The organism is Microlunatus speluncae, assembly GCF_009299835.1.
Taxonomy (GTDB): domain Bacteria; phylum Actinomycetota; class Actinomycetes; order Propionibacteriales; family Propionibacteriaceae; genus Microlunatus; species Microlunatus speluncae.
On the sequence record NZ_VKCZ01000017.1, the window covers coordinates 1 to 26,480 of the forward strand.

The window sequence follows — 26,480 nt, forward strand, 5'->3', positions numbered from 1 at the left end:
CGCACGCACCCGCACCTCACGGGGATACTTCGACGGACGTGCCATAACTCCATCCTCCAACTAATGAAGTCTCCAGACACCCCGGGGCGGTTCAGCGGCCACTCGGGCTGCCACCGGAGGACTTCCTCGGCTGGCGTGTGCTCCCCGTCTTCGGCGGCTGGGTCGTCCTCTACATCATCCCGCTGGGCTTCGTGATCAACGACGTCATCCAACTCTGGAACCGGCGAGACCTGCGGGCACTCCGGCAGGGCGCGGTGATCGTCAAGGTCGGCGGGCTCCCCTATCTGGTGCTGAGCTTCCTGCTCGTCGCCACGGTCCTGTTGGTGTCCGCGGTCGCCTTCTTCTTCAGCAGCATGTGCGCAGTGTGCGTGGTGATCGCTCCGGTCGTGATGATCGTGGGCTCGCTCACGGTGTCGGTGCTGCTCGTCGTGCTCTTTCTGGTGCTGCTGCCGACCTCGGTGTACGGGATCGTCTGCCTGGTCCTGCTGCTGCGCGAGCGGGCGATCGGCATCTCCTTCTTCGTCGTCAATCTGATCCTGCACCTGATCTTGGTCCCGGACCTGGTCAGCACGGTGCTGACGTTCCGGCGAGCCGGCGCGGTGCTCGCGGCCCGGCGGCTGCCGCTGGCCGAGGCCGAGGGAAGAGAACGCGAGCTCTATCTGCGGCACGAGGCATTGGAGGGGCAGGCCGCGCGACTCGCGGCCGAGCGTTCCGTGCCGGAGCAGGGCACCCGGCTCAAGGCCCTGCACGAGCGCTATCTGCGGGCGAGCGCGGCCGGGAACTCTTTGGCGGCGGGCGATCTGGCGCGCCGGTTCCACGAGCGGGTCTGGGTCCACTCCGGCCACCTGGACCTGCGGCGGGAGCTGCGCAGGGTGATCATCTCGTTCTGGAAGCGCCGCGTCCCGCCGACCGCGGCGGTCGACGGCCGGCTGCCCGGGTGCGCCGGTGATCATGAAGTGATCCTGCGGGCGATCACCGAACGCCGCCCGGACGAAGCCGAGCGGGCGATGCGTGATCATCTCGCGCGCACCCGGCTCACCCACACCGAGCCGCTCGACTGAGGACTACTACCGCCCGGCGGCGTAGCCCTGTGCGCCGCGCGGATTGGCCGCGGCCTTGAGCCAGCCGCCGTCGCGGGCGACCGCGGAGACCCGGCCCAGCGTCCAGCCGCCGCCGACCTCGACCTGATGGCCGCGGCGCCGCAGTTCGGCGATCACCGCGTCGTCGTAGCGATCCTCGATCAGCAGGTGCCGCGGATGGATGTCGCGCGGATAGAAGGAATTCGGTACGGCGAGCGTATGGAAGTCCGGAGCGTCGATCGCCGCCTGCAGGTTCATCCCGCGATGGATCAGGTTGAGCAGGAAGTGCAGCGACCACTGATCTTGGAAGTCCCCGCCCGGCGTGCCGAACGCCAGCCAGGGTTCCCCCTCCCGGAAGGCGAAGGACGGAGTGAGCGTGGTCCGCGGCCGGGCACCGGGGCGGAGCGAGTTGGGCAGATCCTCCTGCAGCCAGAACATCTGACCGCGGGTGCCGAGGCAGAAACCCAGGCCCGGGATCGCCGGCGACGACTGCAGCCAACCGCCGCTCGGCGTGGCCGAGATCATCATCCCGTGTTGATCAACGACATCAAGGTGACAGGTGTCGCCGCGCAGCGTCGGCTCGCCGGAGCCGGCCGAGGCGTCGGCTTCTTGATCACCGGGATAGCGCGGCAGCCGCGGCGCCCGGCCGCCCGGACTGCCGGGTCGCAGGTCGGGTGACGAGGTGTCGCCGAGCAGGGCCGCTCGTTCGCTCGCGTACGCGGCGCTGAGCAGGTCCGCCAGTGGTACGTCAGCGAACGCCGGATCGCCGTACCAGGCCTCGCGGTCGGCGTAAGCGAGCTTACTGGCCTCGGTGATCAGGTGCACCCAGTCGGCCGTACCCGGTTCGACGTCGGGCAGCCCGGCCGCCTGCAGCAGCGCCAACTGCTGCAGCATCACCGGGCCCTGACCCCACGGCCCGGTCTTGGCGATCGTGTAGCCGAGGTAGTCGATCATCACCGGCTCCTCGACCGGAGCCTGCCAGCGAGCAAGATCATCACCCCGGAGCAGGCCGCGGTGCCGCTCGCCGCTGGTGTCCATCACCTCGGCGGTGCTGCAGAACCGGTCGATCGCCTCGGCCACGAAGCCCGCATACCAGGCGTCGTGGGCGGCCTGGATCTGTTGGTCGCGGCTGCCGCCGGCCTGCGCCGCGATCTCGGCGATCTTGGTGTACGTGTCGGCCAGCACCGGATTGGCGAATCGGCTGCCGGCCGCCGGAGCGGCCCCGCCGGCCAGCCAGATCTCGGCCGAACTGGGCCACTCGGTCCGGAACAGGTCGGCCACGCCACTGACGGCCGCCTCGACCCGGCCGAGCACCGGGCTTCCCTTGCGGGCCAGGGTGATCGCCGGCTCGAGCACGTCGGCGACCGACCAGGTGCCCCATTGCCGCAGCAGCCGCAGCCAGGCGCTGAACGAGCCCGGCACGGTGGCCGGCAGCAGGCCGGTCCCGGGCATCAGCTCCAGCCCCAGGTCGGCGACGGCACCGACCGAGGCCGCCGCGGGCGCCACCCCCTGGCCACTGATCACCTTCAGGTTCCGCTCGGTCTCGGACCAGACCAGGATCGGCACCTCGCCGCCGGGGCCGTTCAGATGCGGCTCGACGATCTGCAACACGAAGCCGGCCGCGACCGCCGCGTCCGCCGCATTGCCGCCGCGCTCGAGCACGCTCATCCCCGCGGCGGAGGCGAGCCAGTGGGTGCTCGCGACCATTCCGAAGTCACCGATCAGTTCCGGTCTGGTGGTCATCATGGGCAGCAGCGCTCCTCGCCGGCAGAACTTGATCATGGTCGAGCCGTCACTTGTGCACCGACACGCCGCAGAAACCGGTGCGTTTGTGCCGGGTCGGCGGGTTTGGTATGTGACATGGTACTACGGCTACGATGAGGTATGGAGAGTGGGCGGCTGGTCGGGCTGAGCACGGCCCCGGCCAAGATCAGCGACGGGGATCTGGTCGTGATCAACGGGATGATCTTCGACGGGGTCAGTGATGGCAGTGTCCCGGGCGGGGTGCGGATCAGGGACGGGCGGATCGTCGAGGTCGGGCCGCGCGTCACGGCGGCGGACGATCCCGCCGATGGCCGCGTGATCGACGCGGCCGGCGGGACGATCATGCCGGGGTTGATCGACGCGCACCTGCACGCGTTCGCGATCGGTCTGACCGGCGAGCTGCAGGAGGTCACGCCGCGGACCTATGTCGGAGTGAAGGCGACCCGGCGGCTGTCCGCGGCCCTGGCCCGTGGCTTCACCACGGTCCGCGACGTCGCCGGCGGGGATCCGGCGTTCGCCCGGGCCGGCGTCGAGGGGCTCTACTGGTCGCCGCGCTACCTCTACACCGGGGCGGCGCTGAGCCAGACCGGCGGCCACGGTGATCGCCGCGGCCCGGAGAGCGAGCACTGCCTGCATGGCGGGCACGGCTGCGAAGTGGTCGACGGCCCCGACGACGTACGGCGAGCGGTGCGCGACCGGTTCCGCCAGGGTGCGCACGCGATCAAGCTGATGACCTCGGGCGGCGTGGTCTCGCCGTCGGATCCGCTCCGGGTGCCGCAGTATTCGGCCGAGGAGATCCGGGTCGCCACCGAGGAGGCCGGCCGGCGCGGCTCCTACGTCGCCGTGCACGCCTACTCCCCCGAGGCGATCATCCATTCGGTCACCAACGGCTGCCGTACCGTCGAACACGGCAATCTGCTGGACGCCGAGGCCGCGATGATCATGAAGCAGCACGGAGCCTTCCTGGTGCCGACGCTGGCCGCGTACGAGGCGATGCGGACCCGGGGTGCCGAGCTCGGGCTGCCGCTGGTCGCGCAGCAGAAGAACCAGCAGGTGCTCGACGCCGGCCGCGACTCGATCCCCACCGCGCGGGCGGCCGGGGTGCCGATCGGTTTCGGCTCCGACCTGATGGGCGACCTGCAGGATGATCAACTGAACGGGCTGCGACTGCAGGCCGACGTCGACGGCTGGCCCAACGCGCTCCGCTCGGCCACCTCGGTCAACGCCGCCCTGATCCAGCGCGATGATCTTGGCCGGATCGCCGTCGGTGCCGTTGGGGACCTGCTGGTGTTGTCCGGCGACGTGTTCGAGGCGCCGGAGGTGCTCTACGACGAGTCCCGGCCGCGGACCGTGATCAGATCCGGCACGGTCTGTTTCGACGGATAGGCGCGCCCGAGCCCCTTGCCACGATCCCCGAGCCCGGTCGAAGGGCCGTCGGCAGGCTCAGCCCGATCACTTCGCCCCACCTCCTCGGGCTTCGCCCCCGCTGTATCCGGCGCGAAGGTTCAGAAAGTGGGGCGAGGCCGCTCGGCTCTCCACTGCGGGTGGATGACCGCTTGCTCCGGGTGCTGGCGGCTCGCTCGACGCCCAGGGCTGAGGGCCACCCGGCTAGCCCTTCGACAGGCTCAGGGAGCGAACACCAGTTGCCGCTCACCACCAGAATCCCGAAGAGGAAGGCACCACCAACAGATCCAAGATCATCGGTGGATCAAGGGTCAGGGGGCGTACGAGCGGGATCGGCGGCGGATCACGACGGCGCGGGCGAGGAGGGCGATGATCACCCAGACCACGCCGACGAAGGTGAGGACGGCGGCGAGGGTCGACCAGAGGACGAGATACCAGGGGAAGCCGGTCGCGATGATCGCGGTGACGTCGTCGAAGTCGCGCGGCTGCCGGACCCAGCCGATGGCCAGCACGGCGAAGATCGCGGTCGACAGCAGGCCGAGACCGCCGATGATCTCGCCGGTGACGACCCAGCCGAACAGCGGCTTGGAGCGCGCGTCGCCGAAATACCCGCCGGACCGTCTCATCCACTCCCCCGTTTCGGGCCAGAGGCGGCCGCACGTGGCACGCTGACGGGATCGTAGATCGAACGCGTGTCTCTCGAAGCGATACGCCTGGATTTCATCCCGGCCGTACGACAAGCTATAAAGTAAGCCTGTCCTAATCTAGGGGGAATCTCGTGCATCGACCGCTCCGGTCCCTGCTGGCCTGCCTGGCCGCCCTGCTCGTCCTCGCCGGCGCCTCGTGCGCCGCGACCGCCGCCCCCGAACCGGAGGCGGAGACCAAGGGTTGGAACTTCGTCGATGACCGCGGCGAGACGATCACCGCGCCGGCGGTGCCGAAGCGGATCGTCGCCTACACCAGCTCGGCCGGCGCGCTCTGGGACCTCGGGATCAAGGCGGTGGGAACGTTCGGACCGCTGTCCCCGGTCGACGGCAAGCCCAATCCCCAGGCCGGCAACGTCGTCCCGGCCGAGGTGACCAACTTGGGCGAGGAATACGGCCAGGCCGACATCGAGAAGCTCGCGTCGCTGCAGCCCGACCTGATCGTCTACGGCACCTGGTCGCCCGACGCCGAGCTGACCGACGAAGAGAAGAAGATGGCCGAGATCGCGCCGATGGTGAAGATCAACCACGGCAAGGGCGCCACCCTGGACAAGACGATCGCCCGCTACGCCGAGCTCGCCGCCTCACTCGGCGTCGACCTCAACTCGCCGGAGCTCAGTCAGGACAAGGCCGACTTCGAGGCCGCGTCCAATCGACTGCGGGACTGGGCCAAGACCAAGCCCGACCTCCGGATCACCGCCGTGGCGCTGGCGACCGAGATGTTCTACATCGCGGTGCCGAAGGACAACGCCGATCTCGCCTACTACTCCAGCCTCGGCCTGAATCTGGTCTCCCCCGACAACCCCAACAACGGCGAGTTCTGGGAATACCTGAGCTGGGAGAACGCCGACAAGTACGCGGCCGACGTGATCATGTGGGACACCCGCTCGCAGGCGCTCAAGCCGGAGCAGGCGGCCAAGGAGAAGGCGTCGTTCGCCAAGCTGCCGGCCGTGGAGACCAAGCAACTGGTGCGCTGGGACTATGTGTCGCCGCCGAGCTACAAGCTGCAGTCGACGGTGCTCAACACCCTGGCCGACGAGCTGGCGCCGGTGAGCAACCTGACCCGCGACGCGCCCGGCTGCTGCCGCCCCGGCGGGAAGTAGCGCGTCACGCTCCGTAGTAGCGCTTCAAGAAGGTGATCTTGAAGTCGGCGTAGCTTCCGTCCTCGATGCTGTCCCGGATCCGGTCCACCAGCGAGATGATGAAGCGCTCGTTGTGGATCGTGCACAGCGTCGAGGCGAGCATCTCCCCCGCCTTGAACAGGTGGTGCAGGTAGGCCCGGGTGTAGTGCGCGCAGGTGTAGCAGTCGCACTCGTCGTCGATCGGGGTGAAGGCCCGGCGGTTGCGCGCGGTGTTGACGTTGAACCGGCCGTCCCGAGAATAGACGGCGGCGTTGCGGGCGACCCGGGACGGGTTGACGCAGTCGAACGTGTCGGCCCCGTTCTCCACCGCCACGAAGAAGTCGTCCGGTTCGGCGATGCCGAGCAGGTGCCGCGGCCGGTCCTCGGGCAGCTCGTCGCTGACCCAGCCGACGATCTCGCCGAGCCGTTCCTTCTCCAGCGCGCCGCCGATCCCGTACCCGTCGAAGTCATGATCGACTCCGTCCGGTCCGGTGGCCCGCAGCGCGACGAGATCGCGGGCGGCCTGCCGCCGCAGGTCTTCGTACTGCGCGCCCTGGACCACCCCGAACAGCGCCTGGCGGGGCCGGTGGCTGCGCTCGTGGTTGAGTCGGACGTGCTCGGTCAGGCACCGTTCGGCCCAGCGCTGGGTCCGGTCGACCGACTGCTCCTGGTAGCCGCGGGTGTTCATCAGCGTGGTCAGCTCGTCGAAGGCGAACATGATGTCGGCGCCGAGCTCGTGCTGGATCCGCATCGAGATCTCCGGCGTGAAGCGGTGCCGGGAGCCGTTCAGGTGCGAAGTGAACGTGACGCCGTCCTCGTCCACGTGGGCCAGCCGGGTCTTGCCCTTGGCGATCACGTCGTCGTCGCCCAGCCCGGCGGTGTCCATCGCCAGCACCTTCTTGAACCCGACGCCGAGGCTCATCACCTGGAAGCCGCCGCTGTCGGTGAAGGTCGGGCCGGGCCAGTTCATGAACCGGCCCAGGCCGCCGGCCTCGTCGACGATGTCCGAACCGGGCTGCAGATACAGGTGGTACGCATTCGCCAGCACGGCCTGCGCGCCCAGCTCGGCCATCGACTCCGGCAGCACCGCCTTGACCGTCGCCTTGGTGCCGACCGCGATGAACGCGGGCGTCTTGATCTTGCCGTGCGGCGTGTTGATCACGCCGGTCCGGCCGCGACTGCCGGGCAGCCGAGACTTGATCGTGAAGCCGAACCGCCGTCCTGAGCCTGTCGAAGGGGCGCTCATCGCAACCTCAATCCCGCCAACGCGACCACGCCGGCCGTCGAAGCCCGCAACACGCCGTCGCCGAGCAGCACGGTGCGGCCCCCGGCCTCGGTGAACGCGGTCAACTCCTCCGGCGCGATGCCGCCCTCGGGCCCGATGATGATCATCACTTGGCCGGCGGTGGGCAGCGGCACCTCGGCCAGCGACGTGGTCGCGGCCTCGTGCAGGACCAGGGCGAGCTCGGATTCCTTGATCAACTCGATCAGTTCGGCCGTGCTCACCGGCTCGGCCACGGCGGGCACGACCAGCCGCCGGGACTGCTTGGCCGCCTCCCGGGCCGCGGTGATCCAGCGGGCCCGCGCCTTGGCCGTACGCTCGCCGGACCAGCGGACCACCGCCCGGGAGGCCTGCCAGGGAACGATCTCGTCGACGCCCACCTCGGTCAGCATCTCCACCGCCAGCTCGGACCGATCACCCTTGGCCGGCGCCTGCGCCGCCACGAAACGCACCGGCGAAACGGGCGTCGGCGACAGGACCTCGGTCACCTCGACCCGGAGCCCGCGCTTGGTCGCCTCGACCACCGTGCCGGCGATCCCGCGACCCGCGCCGTCACCGAGCCGCACCGTCTCGCCGACCCGGATCCGGCGGACCACCGCCGCGTGATGCCCCTCGGGTCCGCCGAGTTCGATCACCGCACCGACCGCGGGCAGCGGATCGGCCAGCTCGGGCAGGAAAAAGAGCGGATCAGTCACGACTGCCCCGCGGCGGGTTTCGTTCCCTGAGCCTGTCGAAGGGGCCAGTCAGATGATGATCTTGTCCGCTCCGACAAAGGCGAGATCCGGCCCGCCCTTCGACAGGCTCAGGGAACGAACCAAGCATCGGCTCAGGGAACGAAGCGGTCACTGCCCGACGAAGGCGTCGCGGATCCGGCCGAAGACGCCCTTGCTGTGCCGCTGCACCATGCCCTCGGGCCGGGACTCGTCCCGGGCCTCGGCCAGGTCGCGCAGCAGTTCGCGCTGGGTGTCGTCCAGCTTGGTCGGCGTCTGCACCAGCAGGGTGACGCCGAGGTCGCCGCGACCGTTGCCGCGCAGCCGCGGGGCGCCCTTGTCCTCGACCGTCACCCGGGTGCCGGACTGCGTACCAGCGGGAACGACGACGGTGACCGCGGTGTCCGCGGGATCGGGATCGGGCAGGTCGGCCTCGAGCGTGGCCACCTGCACCTCGGTGCCCAGCGCGGCCGCGGTCATCGGGATCTTCACGACCATCTCGAGGTCGTCGTTCACCCGCTTGAAGACGTCGTGCGGCACCACGTTCAGGGCCACGTACAGGTCGCCGGCGGGGCCGCCGCCGGGGCCGACCTCGCTCTGCGCGGCGAGCTTGACCCGGATGCCGGTGTCGACCCCCGGGGGCACCTTGACGTCGATCGTCCGGCTGTGCCGGACCCGGCCGTCGCCGTTGCACTCCACGCAGGGGTCGGGGATCACGGTGCCGTAGCCGCGGCAGGTCGGGCACGGCTGGGTGGTCCGGATGTCACCGAGGAAGGAGCGCTGCACGTGGGTGACGTCGCCCTGCCCGTGACAGGTGGAGCAGCGGACCGGCTTGGAGCCTTCGGACGCCCCGCTGCCGCTGCAGCGCGGGCAGAGCACGGCCGTGTCGACCCGGACCGGCTTGGTGGCGCCGAACGCCGCCTCGGCCAGGTCGAGATCCAGCCGGACCACGGCGTCCTGGCCGCGCCGCACCCGGGACCGGGGGCCGCGGGTCTGCTGGCCGCCGAACATCGCGTCGACCAGGTTGGTGAAGTCGAAGCCCTGGGCCCCGCCGTTGAACCCGCCGAAGCCGCCGTTGAAACCGCCCATGCCGCCGCCGAGCGGGTCGCCGCCACGGTCGTACAGGTCGCGCTTCTGCTCGTCCCGCAGCACCTCGTAGGCCTCGGCGACCTTCTTGAACCGGTCCGAGGCGTCCGGCTCGGTGGCGACGTCGGGATGCAGTTTCCGCGCCAGTTGCCGATAGGCCTTCTTGATCTGTTCGGGCGTGGCGTCGCGGGCAACGCCGAGGATCTCGTAGTAGTCCTCAGTCATCTTGGGCACTGGCGTCCTTCGCGTCCTTCAGCAGGAATCGGGGTTCATCCTTCGGAGAGAAAGCGGCCGACATAGCGGGCGACCGCGCGGACCGAAGCCATCGTCGAGGGGTAATCCATCCTGGTCGGCCCGACGACCCCGAGGGTCGCCCAGGGGTCGTCCGTTCCACCGTACCCCGAGGAGACCACCGAGGTCGTCCGCAGTTCCTTGTACGGATTCTCCTGCCCGATCCGGACCGTGACCGCGTCGGCCGTGGTGGCCTCGCCGAGGAGCTTGAGCAGGATGACCTGCTCCTCCAGCGCCTCCAGCACCGGCTTCACCGTGGTCTCGAAGTCGTCGCCGAACCGGGTCAGGTTGGGCACGCCACCGACCACCAGCCGGGTGCTCGTCTCGCTGCCCAACATCTCCAGCAGCGCGGCGATCGCGGACGGCCCGATCGGCAGCAGTTCCGGGGACAACTGGACTGCCAGCTCGCTCAGCCGGGAAGCCGCGATGGCCGTCGGCTGTCCGTCCACGGCCGCGTTGAGGCGGGCCCGGAGGTCGGCCAGCGCACCCTCGTCATGGGGCGGCACCTCGAACGAGCGCTGCTCCACCCGGCCGGTGGAGGTGATCAGGATCAGCAGGATCCGGCCGGGGGTCAGCGAGACCGCCTCGATGTGCCGGACGGTCGCGCTGCTCATCGTCGGGTACTGCACGATCGCCACCTGTTGGGTGACCTGGGCCAGCAGTCGGACGGTGCGGGTGATCACGTCGTCCAGGTCCATCGCGCCGGACAGGAAGGTCTGGATCGCCCGCCGCTCGGCGACGGACAGCGGCTTCACCGTGCCCAGCCGGTCCACGAACAGCCGATAGCCCTTGTCGGTCGGGATCCGGCCGGCGCTGGTGTGCGGCTGGGTGATGTACCCCTCCTCCTCCAGCGACGCCATGTCGTTGCGGACCGTCGCCGGGGAGACCCGCAGGTTGTGCCGCTCGACCAGGGCCTTGGACCCGACCGGCTCCTCGCTGGAGACGTAGTCGGTCACGATCGCGCGCAGCACATCGAGCTTGCGGTCGTCCATTCACGCCTCCTTCGTCTCTGGTCCCGCAGTTTGGCACTCACAGTTAGGGAGTGCCAGTCTATCCCGGGTGAGCGACAGCACGGCGGACGGCACGGCCGCGATGGGACCGGGGACGATCGGGGCCTGGCGGGAGTTGGCGGACCGGGTCTGGGTCGCCGTGGCCGAGCCGGAGGCGGTGAACCTCGGCCTGATCGCCGGGGACGACGGCTGCCTGCTGATCGACTGCGGCAGCAACCGCGAGCACGGCGACCTGATCCGGCGGTCGATCGGCACGGTCACCGCCGCCCCGCTGATCGGCGTCGTCGTGACCCACGCGCACTACGACCACGCGAACGGGCTCGGCGCCTTCGCCGACATCACCACGATCGGCCACGAGTCGGTCCGGGGCGAGTTGCCGGCCGATGTGCCGGCCCCCACCCGCGAGCTGGCCGTTGCCGGCGGCCTCGACCTGGGTGGCCGCCGGGTCGAGATCGCCCACCTGGGCCGAGGCCACACCGAGGGTGACCTGCTGATCGTGGTGCCCGACGCCCAGGTGGTGTTCGCCGGTGACCTGATCGAGTCGGCGATGCCGGACGGCGCGGAGCCGACCGACAGCACCCGGGCCGCACCCTGGTGGGGCTCGGATTCGGTCCCGCATGAGTGGCCGGCCACCCTGGACGGGCTGGTCGGGCTGATGACCGACACCTCCCAGGCGGTGCCGGGTCACGGCGAGCCGGTCGGCCGGGAGTTCGTCTTCGACCAGCGCGGCCGGGTGGCCGCGGTGGCCGGTGAGCTGCAGCGGCTGGCGCTGGACGGGGTGCCGCAGGCCGAGGCGCTGGAGCGCGGCGAATGGCCGTACCCGAAGGAGCACATCGCCGGCGGGATCGCCCCGGGCTATGCGCAACTGGCTGCCGAGCGTCCCGAAGTCGGCCGGCGCCAACTGCCGCTGGCCTGAGCGTCAGCCGTCCAGCAGCTTGGCCGGTTTGACCTCCACCAGGTACGGCGTGGTCAGCCGGAGCGTCTCGTTGCCGATGGCCTCGCCCGCGAGCTCGTACCGACCGCCCCTGAGTTCCCACGCCGTGATGGAGGGGGCTCCGGGATCGATCACCCAATAGGACGGGCAGCCAGCGGCTTCGTAGCGGGAACGCTTCAGGCCGAGGTCGATGTGCCGTGTGCTCGGGCTGAGGATCTCCACGGCCAGCAGCGGAACCTTCGGCAAGTCTCGCGCCGCAAGGTCCGCCCGGCGCGCCACCAGCAGATCCGGCTGCAGCACGGTCTTCTTGGACAGCACCACGTCCATCGGCGCGTAGAAGACCCGCAACTCGGGCGGGCAGGCAGCCTTGAGGATCGAATTCAACTCGCTCGACACGCCTTGGTGTTCCCAGCTGGGTGCCGGAGTCACGACCAGAGTCCCGTCAATGAGCTCGTAGCGATGACCGTCATCGGGCATCGCCGCCAAGTCATCCCGCGTCAAGGCGCGGCCGTGCGGCAAACCGATCGGTGTCGCCGGTGCTGTCATGGATGCCATCGTAAGCCTCCTGATTCCCCGAATCCATGGATCGAGAAGCTAGCCCTCGGTGCTGACACTCAGCCGGTGATCCGGCCGATCTGGTCGACCAGCCAGCCGATGCCGCCGAGCCGCCACAGGGCGTCGCGAGCGACCAGGATGCCCAGGATGGCGACGATCCAGGAGGTCGCGCCGGCGGCGTGCTTGCTCATGAAGCCGTTGATCTTCTGCAACAACGGCTCGACCTGGCGGTGTGCGACCAGGCGCAGCAGGAGCAAGATCAACGCCGGCAGCACCATGATCACGCAGTAGCCGGCCAGCGACAGCACCCGCCCGCTCAACTCCAGGCCGGAGGTGGTGATCAAGCCGATCGCCCCCAGATACGGCAGCATGCTGGCCGCCTCGATCGCGGCGGCGCCAAGCGCCAACCCCATCAGGGCAGGGATCGAGCCGGATCCGGAGGCGTCACCCATCGCCCGTTCGCGCCACTTGGCGATCTTGCCCGGCTGCCCGTCGGCCCGCTCCGGACGCCGCTTCGGGTCGAGCGCGAAGCTGAGCAGGAACAGCCCGACGCCGACGAAGAGCTGCACCACCGAGGCCGTCGGCGTGTCCAGAGCCGCCTTGATCTGATCCATGAACGCCGCCGCCCCGAGCGAGATGATCAAGCCCAGGGTGAAATAGAAGGCGACGATGGTGAAGAGGTAGATCAACATCCGTCCGGTCCGCGGCCGGCCGCTGGCCAGCAGCAGCCAGATCGGGATCAGCAGGGTGCCGAAACTGGTCGAGTCGATCAACGCCAGGACGGCGAGGGAGCCGGCGAGCCAGAGTGTCATGATCACCAGCGTGCCGGGTGCAATCGGCCAGGTCATCGGCCGAAAGAGGGCACTTGTACGGCGCGCGGATACATCCTTCGATGGATGGGATTGCGGGGTTTCCTGTGCTGAGATGGAGCCGTGACCGCGACCGCGACCCTCGGCGACCGGGCCCGGCGATGGCTGGACCGGCTGATCTCCTCCGACGTCGACAGCCGCTGGGCGCCGCTGGTGCTCTGGCTGATCGGGCTCGGCCTGATCGCGGTCGGTCTGGGCGGGATCTGGACCTACGCCACGTGGTGGCGAGCCGATCCCTGGTGGCATGCGGTGCCGCTCACCCTCGGCTGCCTGGTGCTGGTGATCAAGCGCCGGCATCCGGTCCTGGCGCTGGCACTGGGGGCTGTGCTGACGGCAGCGGATGCCTTGATCGGCGGCAGCGTCGGGATGCTGTTGGTGATCTTCGATCTGCTCTTCGCCGCCTTCCGCTACGGCGCCCCGCGGGCCCGCCGGGTGATCAGCTGGATCGTCGCCGGCTCGATCATCGGGCTCGGCGTCTGGGCCGGCATCGCCTGGGACCTGCGCAACGGGGTCGCCATCACGCTGCAACTGACCGCCTTCCTCGGCGTCCCGCTCTGGTGGGCCCGGGACCTGCGGCAGAAGGAGGAGCTGGCCCGGCTCGCCGCCGAACGGGTCGAGTTGGAACGGCAACGAGCCGACGACGTCATCCGGGTCGGCGAGTTGGATCGGCAGCGGGCGGTGCAGGCGGAGCGGGCAGCGATGGCGCGGGACCTGCACGACGTGATCGCCTCGCACCTGTCAGCGACGGCGCTGCAGTCCGGCGCCGCGCTGGCCCGCCCGGCCGAGGCGACCGCCGACCGGCAGGCGCTGGAGGCGGTCCGGGCGTCCAGCCTGGCCGGCCTGGCCGAGATGCGTTCCATGATCATGTTGCTGCGCAACGAGGTGGATCCGGCCGACGAGCCGGTGGCCGCGCCGCCCCGGCTGGACCGGGTCTCGGAGCTGGTCAAGCAGGCCCAGGACAACGGGCTGCGGATCCGGTTCGGCGGCGACGTCGCGACGGTGCCGGCGGCCGTGGACCAGACCGCGTACAAGATCATCGCCGAGGCGCTGGTCAACGCGGCCAAGCACGCCCCGGAATCGACCGTGGAGCTGACCATCGAGGGCACCGATCCGCTGCTGGTGCGGGTCGAGAACACCGCGGGCCGGGGCGGCCCGATCCATCCGGCCCTGTCGGCCGGCCACGGGCTGGCCAGCATGCGCGACCGGACCGCGGCCCTCGGCGGGCGACTGTCCGCCGGCCCGACCGAGCGCGGCACCTGGCTGGTCGAGGCGATCATCCCTGGAGGCGACCGTGTCCAATCCTGATCATGAACCGCCGGCCGGCTCGGCGATCACGGTCGTGATCGCCGATGATCATGGCGCAATCCGGACCGGACTGTCGCTGATCCTGGCCGGGGCGCCCGACATCACCGTCGTCGGCGAGGCCGCGGACGGCGACGCGGCGATCCGGCAGGCCCGGGCGCTGCGCCCGGACCTGATCTTGATGGACATCCGGATGCCCGGCACGGATGGGATCTCGGCCACCCGGGCGATCGTCACCGAACAGCTGGCCCAGGTGCTGGTGCTGACCACGTTCGATCTCGACGACTACGTGTTCGGCGCGCTGCGCGCGGGGGCCGCCGGCTTCCTGCTCAAGTCGGTGGATCCGGCCGCCTTGATCGACGCCGTGCGCCGGGTCGCGAGCGGCGACGGCGTACTGGCACCGGAGGTGACCCGGCGGATCCTGACCGAGTTCAGCAAGGAGCCGCAGCCCGCCGAGCCCGTCGAGCCGGCCGGTCTGGCCGAGCTCACCGACCGTGAACGCGAGGTGCTGGCCGCCCTGGGCCGCGGCCTGTCCAACGCCCAGCTCGCGGCCGAACTGGTGATCAGTGAAGCGACCGCCAAGACCCATGTCTCCCGGGTGCTGACCAAGCTCAACCTGACCTCCCGGACCCAGGCCGCCCTGGTCGCCCGTAACGCCCGCCTGGTCTGATCACCTCAGTCGTCGAACCAGTTGCCGTGGAAGCCGTTCGGCACCCGCCGCGGCAGGTGTACGGCGGCCACGGGTGGCGCGCTGACGTCGCCGGCGTCGAGCACGACCAGATCGCTGCGGTCGGTCTCCGGCCGATAGACGTAGGTCATCAGATAGCCCGGGCCGTCGGCCGACGGCACGAAGGTCGCCTCACCGGGCTCGCCGGTGCCGAACCGGTGGGTGGCGATCCGGCCGGAGCCGAGGTCGTAGTGCAGGATGTCGTGCTCGGCACAGGTGTAGACCGAGGAGGCGGGCAGCCCGGTCAGCCGGTCGTCGATCCGCGGGAACTCGCTGGCGGTGTCGTCCAGCTGCCGTTCGGCGACCTGTCCGGTGCCGAGGTCGAGGGCCCATTCCCACAGCTGTGGCTTGGCCTCGGCCGCGCCGTCGGACCACAGCGACGCGTACCGGGCGGCCGTGATCATGATCTTGTCTCCGGCCTGGTGCGCGTTGGCGACATGGAACACGTAGCAGGGGGCGATCTCGAACCAGCGCACCGGCGCGGCCGGATCGTCGCGGCGCATCACGCCCAGTCGGGCGCCGTACTCGTCGCTCCACCGATACGGCATGCCGGATCCGGCCATCGCCAGGTCGAGCCGGAACACGACCGGCAGGTCGAGGAAGATCACGTAGTCCGCGGTGAGGCAGAAGTCGTGCATCATCGTCAGGCCCGGCACGTCGACCGGCTGATCGATGATCAACTCCCCCGCGGCGTCGGCCCGGTGATAGGTGACGTACGGCTCGCGCAGGTTGCCGTAGCCGAAGAAGTGCAGCTCGCCGGTGGTCGGACAGATCTTGGGATGCGCCGTCATCGAGTCGCGCAGCCGGCCGCCGAAGTCGTGACAGCCGAGCGTGTTGAGCTCGGCGTCGATCTCGTACGGCAGCGACGACTCGACCAGCGCCAGCAGCTTGCCGGCGTGCCGGACGACGTGGGTGTTGGCCACGCTGGCCCGGAGCTGGCGGCTGCCGTCGGCGGGGTCGTAGAGCGGGAACGGATGCTCGAAGCTGTCGGTCCGGACGAACCGGTTGCGATACCACCGGGCCCGGCCGCCGCTGATCCGGACGCCGTGCACCATGCCGTCGCCGGTGAACCAGTGATCATTGGGCGACCGCGGATTCGGGCCGTTGCGCAGGTAGCGCCCGGACAGCTCGGCCGGGAGTTCGCCGGTGACCGGCAGGTCGACGGCGTCGATCTCGTCCGGCACCGGCGCGTAGTTACCGGTCAGGTGGAACTGCTCTTCGGCCGCGGCGGGCTCGATCTCTTCGTGGACGGTCATGCGGGGGTTCCCTTCGGGATGCGCTTCACCAGCGAAGCGGTGTAGCGGATGGGGATGAGGATGGCGAGCACCATCACCGGCACCGTGAACCAGAGCGCGGTCAGGTCGGGGATGGCCAGCGCGAGCAAGATCAATCCCGCGGCGGCGAAGCTGATCAGCCAGGCGCGGCTGATGATCACGTTGAACCGGTAGAACTCGGGCCGGTCCCAGTGCTCCCGTGGCGCCTGGGCACGGGCCAGCGCCAAGGTGAACGGCCGGTGCAGCGCGAGCGTGACGGCGACCGTGCCGGCGAGCCACAGCTCGGAGGCCGAGCCGGCCCAGCGGGAGACGTCGGAGGCCGGTGCCAGGTTGGCGATCAACGCCAGGACGGTGAAGAAGGCGAGCGAGGACAGCTCGATCACCAGTTCGTCCGGCCGGCGGCCCGATCGCCAGGCGAGGCCGAGCGCGATCAGCGCGGTGCCGGCGGCCGCGAGCACCGCCCACCGGTCCGGGAGAAAGGCGCCGAGGACGCCGAAGACGATCCACGGAGCCAGGCTGCGGACGAAGGTCATGATCACTCCTGTGCTGTCGATACTGACATGTCAATTGTGGAATGTCGATCGTGACCTGTCAAGACTGGCATGTCATGATGGGGCCATGAGCCTTCGGATGGCGGCCCTGGGGCTGATCGCCCAGCACCCGCGGAGCAGTGGCTACGACCTGCTGAAGATCTTCGAGCGGTCCCTGGCCAACGTCTGGCCGGCCACCCAGAGCCAGCTGTACGGCGAGCTGAGCCGGCTCACCGATCAGGGCCTGATCGAGGTGTCGGCCACCGGGCCTCGCGGCCGCAAGGAATACCTGGCGACCGAGACCGGTCGGACCGCGCTGCGCGACTGGCTGACCGAGGAGGCGGCGGAGCCGAGCCGGCATCCGCTGATGCTCAAGGTGTTCCTGCTCAGCGAGCTCGGCCGGTCCGGCGCCGCCGACTATCTGGCGGGAATGGCCGCCGGGGTCGCCGAATACCTCGAGGGACTGCAGCGGCTCGAGGAGTCCCTGGACTGGAGCGACTCGCTCGACGACCGGCTCGGCCGGATCGTGCTCGAGTGGGGTAAGCGGACCTGCCGGATGCAGATCGAGTGGGCTACCTGGGCTCAGGATGAGCTGTCGAAACCCTGACGTCGTCCGGATGCTCCGGATCGTCCGGCGCCGGTACGGCGACGACCGGCCGGATCGAGTGGCCGAGGCAGAAGTGGCTCACCGAGCCGCTGAAGAAGCGTTCGATCCCGGTGTGCTCGCGGGTGCCGATCACCAGCAGTTGTGATCGCCGCGACTCGTTGATCAAGGTCTTGCCCGGCGAACCGCTGACGAAGTCGAGCCGCCAGTCGGGCTCCGGCCGGACGGCGCTGAACGACTGCCGGACGACGTCCTTGATCCGCGCCTCGACGTCCTCCGGGGTCGGCGATTCGCCGAGATAGCCGGCCGCGTCGTAACTGGACACCCAGGCCATCGGGTCGGGGACCTGGCCGAGCACGTGCACGGCCCGGACTCGCAGGCCGGCCGACCGGGCGTAGCGCGCCGCCCAGGCCAGGGCCGCCTGGGCCGACGGCGAATCGTCGAATCCGACAACCACCTCGGGCTCGCACGGCGTCCTCGTCGACTCCATGATCGCTCCTTCGCTCGGCTTCAAGCCTGCTCCGATCGGACGGCTCACGCAACCGTCCACACCGGTCGGAGCCTTAGACCAATCCGGACTGATAGGCGATCACGACCAGCTGGGCCCGGTCGCGCGCGCCGAGTTTGATCATGGCCCGGCTGACGTGGGTGCGCGCCGTGGCCGGGCTGACGAACAGCCGGCCGGCGATCTCGTCGTTGTTCAGCCCCTCACCGATCAGGCCGAGCACCTCGCGTTCCCGGTCGGTCAGCGAGGCCAGCTGCGGATGCACCCGGGCCTGGGCCGGGGCGCGGGAGCGCAGCGATTCGATCACTCGCCGGGCCACCGACGGCGACAGCAAGGACTCGCCCGCCGCGGCCAGCCGGATCGCGCGGACCATGTCTTCGGGCTCGCTGTCCTTGATCAAGAAGCCGGACGCGCCGCCGTGCAGGGCCTCGAAGACGTAGTCGTCGTTCTCGAACGTGGTCAGCATGACGACCCGGGTGGAGCTCAACTTCTCGTCCGCGGCGATCGCCTTCAGGGTTTCGATCCCGTCCATGATCGGCATCCGGATGTCCATCAAGATCACGTCCGGATGGGTGCGACGGACCAGGTCCAGCGCCTGCCGGCCGTCCTCCGCCTCGCCGGCCAGCTCGAGATCGTCTTCGGCGTCGACCAGCACCCGCAGTCCCATCCGGACCAGCTGCTGATCATCGGCGATGCCGACCTTGATCGTCATCGTTCGCCCTCCTCGTTGGCGGGTGCCGGGATCGGCAGTTGAGCGCGGACCGCGACGCCGCCGCCCGGCTGCGGCTGCACGGTCAACGTACCGCCTACCGCCCGGGCGCGCTCGCGCATGCCGGAGATGCCATGGCCCTCGGCCAGGGTCTCGGACCGGATCGGCGGGCCGTGATCGACGATCGCCAGCAGCAACCGCCGCCCCTGCCGGGTGATCGAGACGTCCGCGGTCGCGTCGCCGGCGTGCCGGACGACGTTGGTCAGCGCCTCCTGGACGATCCGGTAGGCGGTGTGGTCCAGCGTCGGGGGCAGACCGCCGATCTCACCGTCGACGGTCAGCTCGATCGTCCGGCCGGCCTGCCGCATCGCGGCGATCAGGTTCTCCAGTCGGGCCAGCCCCGGCTCCGGGGCGGTGGGCTCGGACCGGCCCGGGTCGCGGAACACGGCCAGCGTCGACCGCAGCTCGGCCAGGGCGTCCTTACTGGTCTGCCGGATCGCGCGCAGCGACTCCTCCGCCTGTTCCGGACGCTTGTCGAGCACGTGCAGCGCCACCCCGGCCTGCATGTTGATCACCGACAGCGAGTGGCCGATCAGGTCGTGCACCTCGCGGGCGATCCGCAGCCGCTCCTCGTACGCCGAACGTCGCAGGTCGGCATCGCGCTCCTGCAGCACCGCCTCCCGCCGGGTCCGCCGGATCATCCCGACCGTGGCGGCCAGCCCGATCAGCACCAGCGCGAACATGGCACCCGCGATCCGGTTCGGGTCGAAGAAGCCGCGACCGTCCGGCGGCCACAACCCGGCCGCGACCATCGGGATCGTCGCCACCGACCACGGCAGCCAGGCCCGCGGCTCGAACAGCCGGGCCAGCGTGTAGACGGAGATCATCGCCACGATGTTGACGAAGCCCGCAGGCACCCCGGCGGCCAGGGCAACGCCGACCCCGACGACGACCAGCCCGTAGCCGAGCCACGGCTTGAACCGACGCAACGCCAGGCCGACGGTCAGCAGCAGGATCCCGACGGCGAGGGGCACCGTCATCTCGAACGATCCGTCGTAACCCGGCCCGTACGGACCGTAGGGCCCATAGGGGCCGCCCGGCGGTTCCGGATGGCCCTCGTCGCGGGTCCAGGGCGGACCGCCTTGGCCCATCCAGCGGCCGAACACGACGCTCCACCAGGTGAGCATCCCCAGGGCGAGGCCGAGGGGCACGTCGAGCAACAACTGTCTCGGTTCCGGCCTGATGGCCGGCGTCGACCGCGCCATCACCGCTCCTTTCCGCGCACCCGTACCGGGGATCTCGACCGAGCGTAGGGCATGGTTTCCGCGCTCGCATCGGTACGCGCGCGTACCGCGACTACGTCGGAGTGCGTAGCCGGAAAGCCGCTCCACGGGCGATGTTTCGCCGCCTCCGCCGAGCCAGAGTTGTGGTCATGATCAGTTCACTGTTGGTGCCGTTGGACACCGGGTTCGGTCCGCATCGCTGGGCCGACGGTCCGCCGCCCTTCTTTCCCTTTCCCATCATTGGAGGAATCATGTGCTTGCTCTTTCTCGCGCTGCTGATCGGCGGCGCCATCTTCCTGGTCCGGCGCGGCAAGATCGGCCCGCCCCCGTGGGTCAACGCGGCCCGCAGCCCCGAGCACGAGGCCAAGCAGGTGCTGGCCGAGCGCTTCGCCCGGGGCGACATCTCGACCGACGAGTTCCTGGAGCGCGCCAGTGTCCTGAACTGGACGCCGGGCTCGGACCAGTGGCCGGGCGGTGACGCCGGAGGCAAGAAGCGCCGCTGATCCATCCGGTTCGTCGGCTCCGACATCCGTGGCCCGTCCGGGGTTTCTCCCCCGGGCGGGCCCGGTCGTGTTTTAAGGTCGTCGGGTGCCTTCCCCGCATGATCGTTATTCCAGTGACGTGCTGACTCCCGGCTGGCAGCAAGCGAACAAGATCACCAGCCGCCCGGTCCCGGTCGAGCGCGGACTCGTCATCGAGGACGCGACCACCGGCTTCTGCGGCGCGATCATCCGCTACGAGAACGGCATCGTCGTGCTGGAGGATCGGCACACCAAGCGGCGCAGTTTTCCGTTGGGGCCCGGCTTCCTGATCGACGGCAAACCGGTCGAGCTGACCGCCCCGACCCGGCCGCGCGGCGGCAACGAGGCACCGGCCCGGACCGCTTCGGGCTCGGTCGCGACGCCCCGGGCGAAGGCCAAGGTCGCGCTGCCGAGCCGGATCTACGTCGAGGGCCGGCATGACGCCGAACTGGTGGAGAAGGTGTGGGGCGACGACCTGCGCCACGTCGGCGTCGTCGTCGAATACCTCGGCGGGATCGACGACCTGACCGACATCGTGGCCGACTTCGGCCCGGTCCGCGGCCGCCGGCTCGGCGTCCTGGTCGATCACCTGGTGCCGGGCAGCAAGGAGTCCCGGATCGCCGATCAGGTGCTGGCCGGGAAGCACGGCGCATTCGTCTCCGTCCTCGGCCATCCGTTCATCGACATCTGGCAGGCCGTCAAGCCGGACCGGGTCGGGCTGACCGCCTGGCCCGATATCCCGCGCGGGATCGACTGGAAGCACGGCATCTGCGACGCTCTCGGCTGGCCGCACGCCGACCAGGCCGACATCGCTACCGCCTGGAAGACGATCCTGGGCCGGGTCCGCAACTGGGACGACCTGGAACGCCCCCTGCTCACCGTGGTCGAGCAGCTGATCGACTTCGTCACCACCGATCACGCCATCGAATAACTCCCCCACCCCCACCCCGAGTTGTCAGAACTGAGTTGTGTCCGGGGGCTACTCATTTCTGACAAGTCGGTCGGTTATTGGTCGACGACGGAGCCGTCCACGTGCAGGCGGGTGGACAGCGGCGGGATCCGGGGCGGGGCGATCCGCTCGGCACCTTCGCCCAGCCGGACACCGATGCCGGGGGTGGTCGGGATGGTGAGGAATCCCTTGCCGTCATGGGCATAGTCCACCTCCAGCGCCTCGGCCGGGAAGCCGGCCAGATCCACCGTCGGAAACTCCTGCAGGGCGAAGTTCGGCACGCTGGCCGCGATCTGCAGGCAGGCCGCGGTGGAGACCGGGCCGAGCGGGTTGTGCGGCACCACGCCGACGTGCCGGGCCTCGGCCAGCGCGGCGATCTTCTTGGCGCCGGAGATGCCGCCGACCAGACAGACGTCGGGGCGGACGTACTGGACCGCATTGCGGCTGAGCAACATCTCGAAGTCCCAGATGCTCGTCATCCGTTCACCGGTCGCGACCGGCACGTTGATCTTGTCGGCGACGTAGGCCATCTCGTCCAGGTTGTCCGGCAGCACCGGATCCTCGATGAACATCGGCAGGTAGCGCTCGATGCCGGAGCCGAGCAGGACGGCCTCGGCCGGGGTCAGCCGGCGGTGCAGCTCGATGCACAGGTCGACCCCGTCGCCGGCGGCCTCCCGATACTGCTGTACGGCCTCGATCGCACGGCCGATCTTCTGCGCCTCGGTCTCGAAGTACGGCTCGCCCCGCGGCGAGTCGAGGAACGGCGTCAGGTGCCCGACCGCGGTGAACCCCTGCTCCTTGGCCGCCACGATGCCGTCCAGCAGTTCCTGCCGGCTGGCGCCGAAGACGTGGCAGTACGCCCGTGCTCGGTCCCGCACCGGACCGCCGAGCAGGTGGTGCACCGGCACGCCGTAATGCTGGCCGGCGATGTCCCAGAGCGCGATGTCGATCGCGCTCAGCGCGCCCATGATCGCCGCGCCGCGGAAATGGGTGGAGCGATACAGGTACTGCCAGTGGTGTTCGATCAGCAGCGGTGACTTGCCGACCAGATAGCGCCCGAAGTGATCCAACGCACCGCGGGAGGCCTCGAGAAAGCCCCAGGCGCCGGACTCGCCGATCCCGGTCAGACCTTCGTCGGTACGGATCTCGACCAGCAGGTAGCGATCGAGCAGGAACGGTCGAACCTCGGTGATGATCATCACCCGACTGTAGGCACGAAGATCCGGCTCCGCGAGGGTCGGTCCGCCGACCAGGACGACGGGTTTCGTTCCCTGAGCCTGTCGAAGGGCAGGCCCGGGAAGTCAGTCCAGCAGGTCCCGGATCACGCCGTCGGCCAGCAGCCGGCCGCGCAGGGTCAGCACCAGGCGATCGTCATCGATCAAGATCAGCTCGCGCTTGACCAGGTCGGGCAGCCGAGCGCGCTCGGTGTCGGTCAGCAACTCGACGGCCAGGCCTTCGGCCAGCCGCAGCTCCAGCAGCACCCGCTCCACCCGGCGATCATGATCATCGAGCAGCTCCCGGGCCTGGGCCGGCGAGGCACCCGCGGCCAGCCGGTCGGCGTAGGCGGCCGGGTGCCGGACGTTCCACCAGCGGACGCCGCCGACGTGGCTGTGCGCACCGGGCCCGATCCCCCACCAGTGATCACCGGTCCAGTAGGCCACGTTGTGCCGGCAGCGGTGCTCCGGCGACCGGGCCCAGTTACTGATCTCGTACGCGCTCAGACCCGCGCCGACCAACAGTTCCTCGGTCAGCAGATACTTGTCGGCAAGATCATCATCGTCGGTCATCGGCAGCTCGCCCCGCCGGATCCGGGTTGCCAGCCGGGTGCCCTGCTCGACGATCAACGCGTACGCGCTGACGTGGTCCGGCTCGGCGACGAGCGCGGCTTCGAGACTGGTTCGCCAGTCGGCCAGGGATTCGCCGGGCGTGCCGAAGATCAGATCGAGGCTGATGCTGCCGAAGCCGGCCGCCCGCGCCTCCGCCACCGCCTGGGCGGCGCGGCCGGGCGAATGGACCCGGTCCAGGGTGGCCAGGACGTGCTCGACGGCCGACTGCATGCCGAACGAGATCCGGGTGAAGCCGGCCTCGAGCAGCCGGTCGAGGCCGGCCGGGCCGATCGACTCCGGGTTGGACTCGGTGGTGACCTCGGCGCCGGGCAGCAGCCCGAACCGGTCCCGGATCGCGGTGATCATGGTCGCCAGCGACTCCGGCGGCAGCAGGGTCGGAGTGCCGCCGCCGACGAAGATCGTCGAGACCGGCGGCGCGGCGTCGCCGAGCACCCGGCCGGCCAGGTCGATCTCGGCCAGCACCGAGGCGAGATAGCTGTCCTGGCCGGTGCCGGGCGCCGAACCGAGCTCGGCTGAGGTGTAGGTGTTGAAGTCGCAGTAGCCGCACCGGGTGGTGCAGTACGGGACGTGCAGGTAGAACCCGAGCGGCCGGGAGCCGACCTCGGCCCCGGCCTTCGCGGGAAGGGAACCGTCAGCCGGCGCCGGCGTACCCTCAGGCGGCGTGGATGGCATCGAAGCAGGATGGCATGGTCAGGGCAGCTCGAACGGCAGGGTCAGGCCGTCAAGAGCACGGCGGCACTGGCACGTGGCGTCGGCGTCGCCTTCGTCCTGCGGCAGCCTTTCGATCACCTGGCGGAGCAGGATCTTCAGCCGGTCGATATTGGCCCCGAAGATCTTCAGCACCTCGGCATGACTCACCGCGCTGGCCTGATCGACGCCGGCATCATGATCAGTGATCACCGCGATGGTGGTGTAGCAGAGCGCCAACTCGCGGGCGATCGCTGCCTCCGGCATGCCGGTCATCCCGACCACGGTGCCGCCGAGGGCAGCGTGCCATTCCGACTCGGCCCGGGTCGAGAACCGCGGCCCGTTGATCACGACCAGGGTGCCGCCGTCCACCGGGATCCCGGTGTCGGCGCCGGCCGAGTCGAGCACGGTCTGCCGGCCGCGCGGGCAATACGGGTCGGCGAGGCTGACGTGCACGACCGGGCCTTCGCTGTCGTGCGTGCCATCCAGGTCATACAGGGTGTGCGCCCGGCCCCAGGTCCGATCCACCACCTGATCCGGCAGCACCAGCGTGCCCGGACCGTGCTCGAGCCGCAGCGAACCGACCGCGCACGGGCCGAGGACCTGACGCACCCCGACCGAACGGAGCGCCCACAGGTTGGCCCGGTAGTTGACCCGGTGCGGCGGATGCTGATGATCGTCGCCGTGCCGCGGCAGGAACGCCACCCGCCGGCCGGCGACCTCACCGATCGCCAGGTCGGCGCTCGGTGCCCCGAACGGCGTGTCCACGGCAACGCGTTCCGGCGACTCCAGGAAGGTGTAGAACCCAGAACCCCCGATGATTCCGATCTCAGCCTGTGCAACCACGCCCCCGACTCTAGTGCCCCCGCCAGGGCGAGGGACACTAGTGCGTGCCACGCGTCCGTTCTCATCCAAGCGCCGGTGACCGTGTCCGCGGGCCTCGTACCTCAGCGTAGGGACCTCGATCGCAGCAGTGCGATTCCGCCGTGCTGTGGCTTGAGGTCGGGCTGAACGAAGATCGCGATCTCCTGCAGGCCGCGTCACCCACGCCGTAACCGGCTCATCCTCTCGAAGCCCACGATCGATGCCCTTGACCCCATTCTCGGTCGCACGGATCCGGACCGGGACTGGCATCCGCAGGACGGCCGCATCACCGACCTCGGTCTTCACGTCGGTGTCGACAGCACCCTCGGTCACGAGGTCTCGGTGATGATCATCGCCGATCTCGTGCCGGCCTGACACTGGTCAGGTGAGGAGTGGTATCTGGTGGATCCGGGCCAGGATCCGGTTGTTGATCATGGGTGTCTGGTCCGGGTCGAGGTAGCGGGGTGGGATCCATTCGGGGAGTCCGTCATCGTTGAGCCGGACTTCCCAGCCGTGGTCGAGGAAGTGGCGGTGGTGGTAGGAACACAACAGCGTCAGATTCCGCACATTGGTCAGGCCGTTCTGACGCCAGGGCAGGATGTGGTGGCGTTCGCACCATTCGGGCGGGTGCTGGCAGCCGGGGAAGGAGCAGCCTCCGTCGCGGGCGATCAACGCTAGGGTCTGGTGCTTGTTCGCGACCCGGCGGGAACGGCCGAAGTCGAGGAGTTTGCCGTGGTTGGTGAGCACGACGGGATAGATCTCGGCTTCGCCGGCCAGCCGGAGCAGTTCGGGCACGGTGAGGTGGATCCCGTGGCTGGTGATGCCGTGTCTCGGTCGGGACCGCCGGACCCGTCCCGGCTTTCCGGGGTGTGTGTGTTCGTTCCCTGAGCTCGTCGAAGGGCTCTGGTGGTGATCTTCGCTTCCTGGGCTGGTGAAGGGGCCGGGGTGATCATCGGGCTTGCCCTTCGACGGGCTCAGGGAACGACCAAGCAGCTCCTCCCGCTCTCCCTGCACTCCCTGCTTTACCTGCTTTCCCTGCTCTTGCTCGTGCTCCCGCTCCCGTTCCTGCTCGGCCTGCTGCTCCTGCTTTCCCGGCCACTGCTCTTGCCCTTGGTCACGCTCTTCCTGTTTCGGCTGGTGTTCTTGTGTCCGCCCTGCCTGTTCCTGCTGCTGGCCTTGCTCCCGTTCTTGACCTTGCGCACGGGTCTCGGTCTGGGTCCGGTTGGGATCTTGATCACCGGCTCGGCGCGGCGCGGCCGGCGCGGTCTGCGACGGTTCGTGGCCGCAGGTCGGGCACGTGCCGCTGAACGGGACCCCGAACCCGGCCGTGTCGCCGGTCGGTTTGAACAGTCCGGCTTCGGCGAGATCGTTCAGCAGGTCGATCTGGTCGATGGTCACGATCACGGTGGCCGGGGTGCCGCCCGAATCGGGCAGGCCACCGGCTCGGAGGAGGCGGGAGCAGAGGTCGTCGAACGCGTCGTGCATGCGTTGTCCGTGGCTGCGGGGGTCCTTGGCGACCTTGCCGCGGGCGGTGCCGCCGCCGGTGCCGGTGGTGTCGGCGCGGAGGTCGGCCAGGGAGGAGAAGATCGCCTGGGCCTTCGCCCCGGTCTCCGGAGTCAACCGGAACTCCCCGACCACCGCCCCGGACGGAGTGACGTGCATCCGCCACGACCGCCGCTCAGCATTGCGCTGCTCATTCGGCTCCGGCCCGTCCGGGTCAAAGGTGTCGAGATACTTCTGGCAGAGCTGCTTCAGCTCCTTCGGCCCGTACTGACGGCAGTGTTCGACCAACTCGGCCTCGACCTGCCCGACCAGATCGGGATCAATCCCGGCCTGGTCGAGTTGTTCGAGGGTGTCGTTGACCAGCGC

General features: G+C 69.7%; 26 protein-coding genes. 9 read left to right on the plus strand and 17 right to left on the minus strand.

All coding sequences use genetic code 11. The annotated features are described in order from the left end of the window. The first annotated feature begins 137 nt into the window (after positions 1-137). The gene (locus FNH24_RS21395) at positions 138-1,061 is read left to right on the plus strand and encodes a GntR family transcriptional regulator (RefSeq protein ID WP_152364282.1); all 924 of its coding nucleotides are present in this window, start codon (positions 138-140) and stop codon (positions 1,059-1,061) included. Positions 1,062-1,067: 6 nt separating this feature from the next. Here FNH24_RS21395 and FNH24_RS21400 read toward each other — a convergent pair whose 3' ends face one another. Beyond that, a complete protein-coding gene (locus FNH24_RS21400) occupies positions 1,068-2,825 on the minus strand; it encodes a gamma-glutamyltransferase family protein (RefSeq protein WP_152364283.1) in 1,758 nt (585 codons plus the stop codon). 138 nt (positions 2,826-2,963) lie between these two features. On the opposite strand from FNH24_RS21400, the gene FNH24_RS21405 reads away from it, so the two are divergent. Then, positions 2,964-4,229 (plus strand): metal-dependent hydrolase family protein, encoded by a 1,266-nt coding sequence (locus FNH24_RS21405; protein ID WP_152364284.1) that lies wholly within the window; start codon positions 2,964-2,966, stop codon positions 4,227-4,229. A 329-nt stretch (positions 4,230-4,558) separates the two neighbouring features. On the opposite strand, the gene FNH24_RS21410 is transcribed toward FNH24_RS21405, so the two are convergent. Then, positions 4,559-4,873 (minus strand): hypothetical protein, encoded by a 315-nt coding sequence (locus FNH24_RS21410; RefSeq protein ID WP_152364285.1) that lies wholly within the window; start codon positions 4,871-4,873, stop codon positions 4,559-4,561. A gap of 152 nt (positions 4,874-5,025) precedes the next feature. On the opposite strand from FNH24_RS21410, the gene FNH24_RS21415 reads away from it, so the two are divergent. After that, the gene (locus FNH24_RS21415) at positions 5,026-6,054 is read left to right on the plus strand and encodes an ABC transporter substrate-binding protein (protein ID WP_152364286.1); all 1,029 of its coding nucleotides are present in this window, start codon (positions 5,026-5,028) and stop codon (positions 6,052-6,054) included. Between the two features lie 4 nt (positions 6,055-6,058). On the opposite strand, the gene tgt is transcribed toward FNH24_RS21415, so the two are convergent. The 4 genes from tgt to hrcA form a co-directional block, all read right to left on the minus strand. Further along, complete coding sequence (tgt, locus tag FNH24_RS21420) at positions 6,059-7,318, minus strand: tRNA guanosine(34) transglycosylase Tgt (RefSeq protein ID WP_152364287.1); 1,260 nt, start codon at positions 7,316-7,318, stop codon at positions 6,059-6,061. Then, complete coding sequence (locus FNH24_RS21425; RefSeq protein ID WP_152364288.1) at positions 7,315-8,049, minus strand: 16S rRNA (uracil(1498)-N(3))-methyltransferase; 735 nt, start codon at positions 8,047-8,049, stop codon at positions 7,315-7,317. The genes tgt and FNH24_RS21425 overlap by 4 nt, the downstream gene beginning before the upstream one ends. A 147-nt stretch (positions 8,050-8,196) precedes the next feature. Continuing rightward, the gene (gene dnaJ, locus FNH24_RS21430) at positions 8,197-9,375 is read right to left on the minus strand and encodes a molecular chaperone DnaJ (protein WP_152364289.1); all 1,179 of its coding nucleotides are present in this window, start codon (positions 9,373-9,375) and stop codon (positions 8,197-8,199) included. A 44-nt stretch (positions 9,376-9,419) separates the two neighbouring features. After that, positions 9,420-10,433, minus strand: coding sequence for a heat-inducible transcriptional repressor HrcA (hrcA, locus tag FNH24_RS21435; RefSeq protein WP_152364290.1), 1,014 nt, complete (start codon positions 10,431-10,433; stop codon positions 9,420-9,422). A gap of 67 nt (positions 10,434-10,500) precedes the next feature. On the opposite strand from hrcA, the gene FNH24_RS21440 reads away from it, so the two are divergent. Beyond that, positions 10,501-11,367, plus strand: a complete 867-nt coding sequence (locus FNH24_RS21440) for an MBL fold metallo-hydrolase (protein WP_152364291.1) — start codon at positions 10,501-10,503, stop codon at positions 11,365-11,367. Positions 11,368-11,370: 3 nt separating this feature from the next. On the opposite strand, the gene FNH24_RS21445 is transcribed toward FNH24_RS21440, so the two are convergent. Then, complete coding sequence (locus FNH24_RS21445) at positions 11,371-11,931, minus strand: Uma2 family endonuclease (RefSeq protein ID WP_152364292.1); 561 nt, start codon at positions 11,929-11,931, stop codon at positions 11,371-11,373. A gap of 68 nt (positions 11,932-11,999) precedes the next feature. Next, complete coding sequence (locus tag FNH24_RS21450; protein WP_246187011.1) at positions 12,000-12,788, minus strand: GAP family protein; 789 nt, start codon at positions 12,786-12,788, stop codon at positions 12,000-12,002. A gap of 84 nt (positions 12,789-12,872) precedes the next feature. Here FNH24_RS21450 and FNH24_RS21455 point away from each other — a divergent pair, with 84 nt between their 5' ends. Further along, the gene (locus FNH24_RS21455) at positions 12,873-14,114 is read left to right on the plus strand and encodes a sensor histidine kinase (RefSeq protein WP_152364293.1); all 1,242 of its coding nucleotides are present in this window, start codon (positions 12,873-12,875) and stop codon (positions 14,112-14,114) included. Continuing rightward, positions 14,101-14,781, plus strand: a complete 681-nt coding sequence (locus FNH24_RS21460; RefSeq protein WP_217428407.1) for a response regulator — start codon at positions 14,101-14,103, stop codon at positions 14,779-14,781. Before FNH24_RS21455 ends, FNH24_RS21460 begins: the two co-directional genes overlap by 14 nt. A 5-nt stretch (positions 14,782-14,786) precedes the next feature. Here FNH24_RS21460 and FNH24_RS21465 read toward each other — a convergent pair whose 3' ends face one another. Both FNH24_RS21465 and FNH24_RS21470 read right to left on the minus strand, forming a co-directional pair. After that, positions 14,787-16,094 carry a carotenoid oxygenase family protein gene (locus FNH24_RS21465; protein WP_152364294.1) on the minus strand — a complete coding sequence of 436 codons (1,308 nt, stop codon included), beginning with the start codon at positions 16,092-16,094 and terminating at the stop codon, positions 14,787-14,789. Further along, a complete protein-coding gene (locus FNH24_RS21470) occupies positions 16,091-16,645 on the minus strand; it encodes a hypothetical protein (protein ID WP_152364295.1) in 555 nt (184 codons plus the stop codon). Before FNH24_RS21470 ends, FNH24_RS21465 begins: the two co-directional genes overlap by 4 nt. Positions 16,646-16,730: 85 nt before the next feature. Between FNH24_RS21470 and FNH24_RS21475 the strand changes: the two genes are divergently transcribed. Continuing rightward, positions 16,731-17,249, plus strand: a complete 519-nt coding sequence (locus FNH24_RS21475) for a PadR family transcriptional regulator (protein ID WP_152364296.1) — start codon at positions 16,731-16,733, stop codon at positions 17,247-17,249. On the opposite strand, the gene FNH24_RS21480 is transcribed toward FNH24_RS21475, so the two are convergent. From FNH24_RS21480 to FNH24_RS21490, 3 genes are all read right to left on the minus strand, one after another. Further along, positions 17,215-17,736, minus strand: a complete 522-nt coding sequence (locus FNH24_RS21480) for a universal stress protein (protein WP_152364297.1) — start codon at positions 17,734-17,736, stop codon at positions 17,215-17,217. The two genes, FNH24_RS21475 and FNH24_RS21480, sit on opposite strands and share 35 nt — an antisense overlap. A gap of 73 nt (positions 17,737-17,809) precedes the next feature. Next, complete coding sequence (locus FNH24_RS21485) at positions 17,810-18,463, minus strand: response regulator (RefSeq protein WP_152364298.1); 654 nt, start codon at positions 18,461-18,463, stop codon at positions 17,810-17,812. Next, the gene (locus FNH24_RS21490; RefSeq protein WP_152364299.1) at positions 18,460-19,725 is read right to left on the minus strand and encodes a sensor histidine kinase; all 1,266 of its coding nucleotides are present in this window, start codon (positions 19,723-19,725) and stop codon (positions 18,460-18,462) included. Before FNH24_RS21490 ends, FNH24_RS21485 begins: the two co-directional genes overlap by 4 nt. 269 nt (positions 19,726-19,994) lie before the next feature. Here FNH24_RS21490 and FNH24_RS21495 point away from each other — a divergent pair, with 269 nt between their 5' ends. Then, positions 19,995-20,246: an SHOCT domain-containing protein gene (locus FNH24_RS21495; RefSeq protein ID WP_217428408.1), complete on the plus strand. Its 252-nt coding sequence runs from the start codon at positions 19,995-19,997 to the stop codon at positions 20,244-20,246. Between the two features lie 85 nt (positions 20,247-20,331). Then, entirely contained in the window at positions 20,332-21,195 is an 864-nt protein-coding gene (locus FNH24_RS21500; protein WP_217428409.1) for a DUF3097 domain-containing protein, read from the plus strand. 74 nt (positions 21,196-21,269) lie between these two features. On the opposite strand, the gene FNH24_RS21505 is transcribed toward FNH24_RS21500, so the two are convergent. The 4 genes from FNH24_RS21505 to FNH24_RS21525 all read right to left on the minus strand — a co-directional run. After that, entirely contained in the window at positions 21,270-22,412 is a 1,143-nt protein-coding gene (locus tag FNH24_RS21505; protein WP_152364301.1) for a mandelate racemase/muconate lactonizing enzyme family protein, read from the minus strand. 102 nt (positions 22,413-22,514) lie between these two features. Further along, complete coding sequence (hemW, locus tag FNH24_RS21510) at positions 22,515-23,732, minus strand: radical SAM family heme chaperone HemW (RefSeq protein WP_152364302.1); 1,218 nt, start codon at positions 23,730-23,732, stop codon at positions 22,515-22,517. Between the two features lie 18 nt (positions 23,733-23,750). Further along, positions 23,751-24,593 (minus strand): S-methyl-5'-thioadenosine phosphorylase, encoded by an 843-nt coding sequence (locus FNH24_RS21515; RefSeq protein ID WP_246187012.1) that lies wholly within the window; start codon positions 24,591-24,593, stop codon positions 23,751-23,753. A gap of 399 nt (positions 24,594-24,992) precedes the next feature. Further along, a partial coding sequence (locus FNH24_RS21525; protein ID WP_152364303.1) for an HNH endonuclease signature motif containing protein occupies positions 24,993-26,480 on the minus strand: 1,488 nt, incomplete at its 5' end.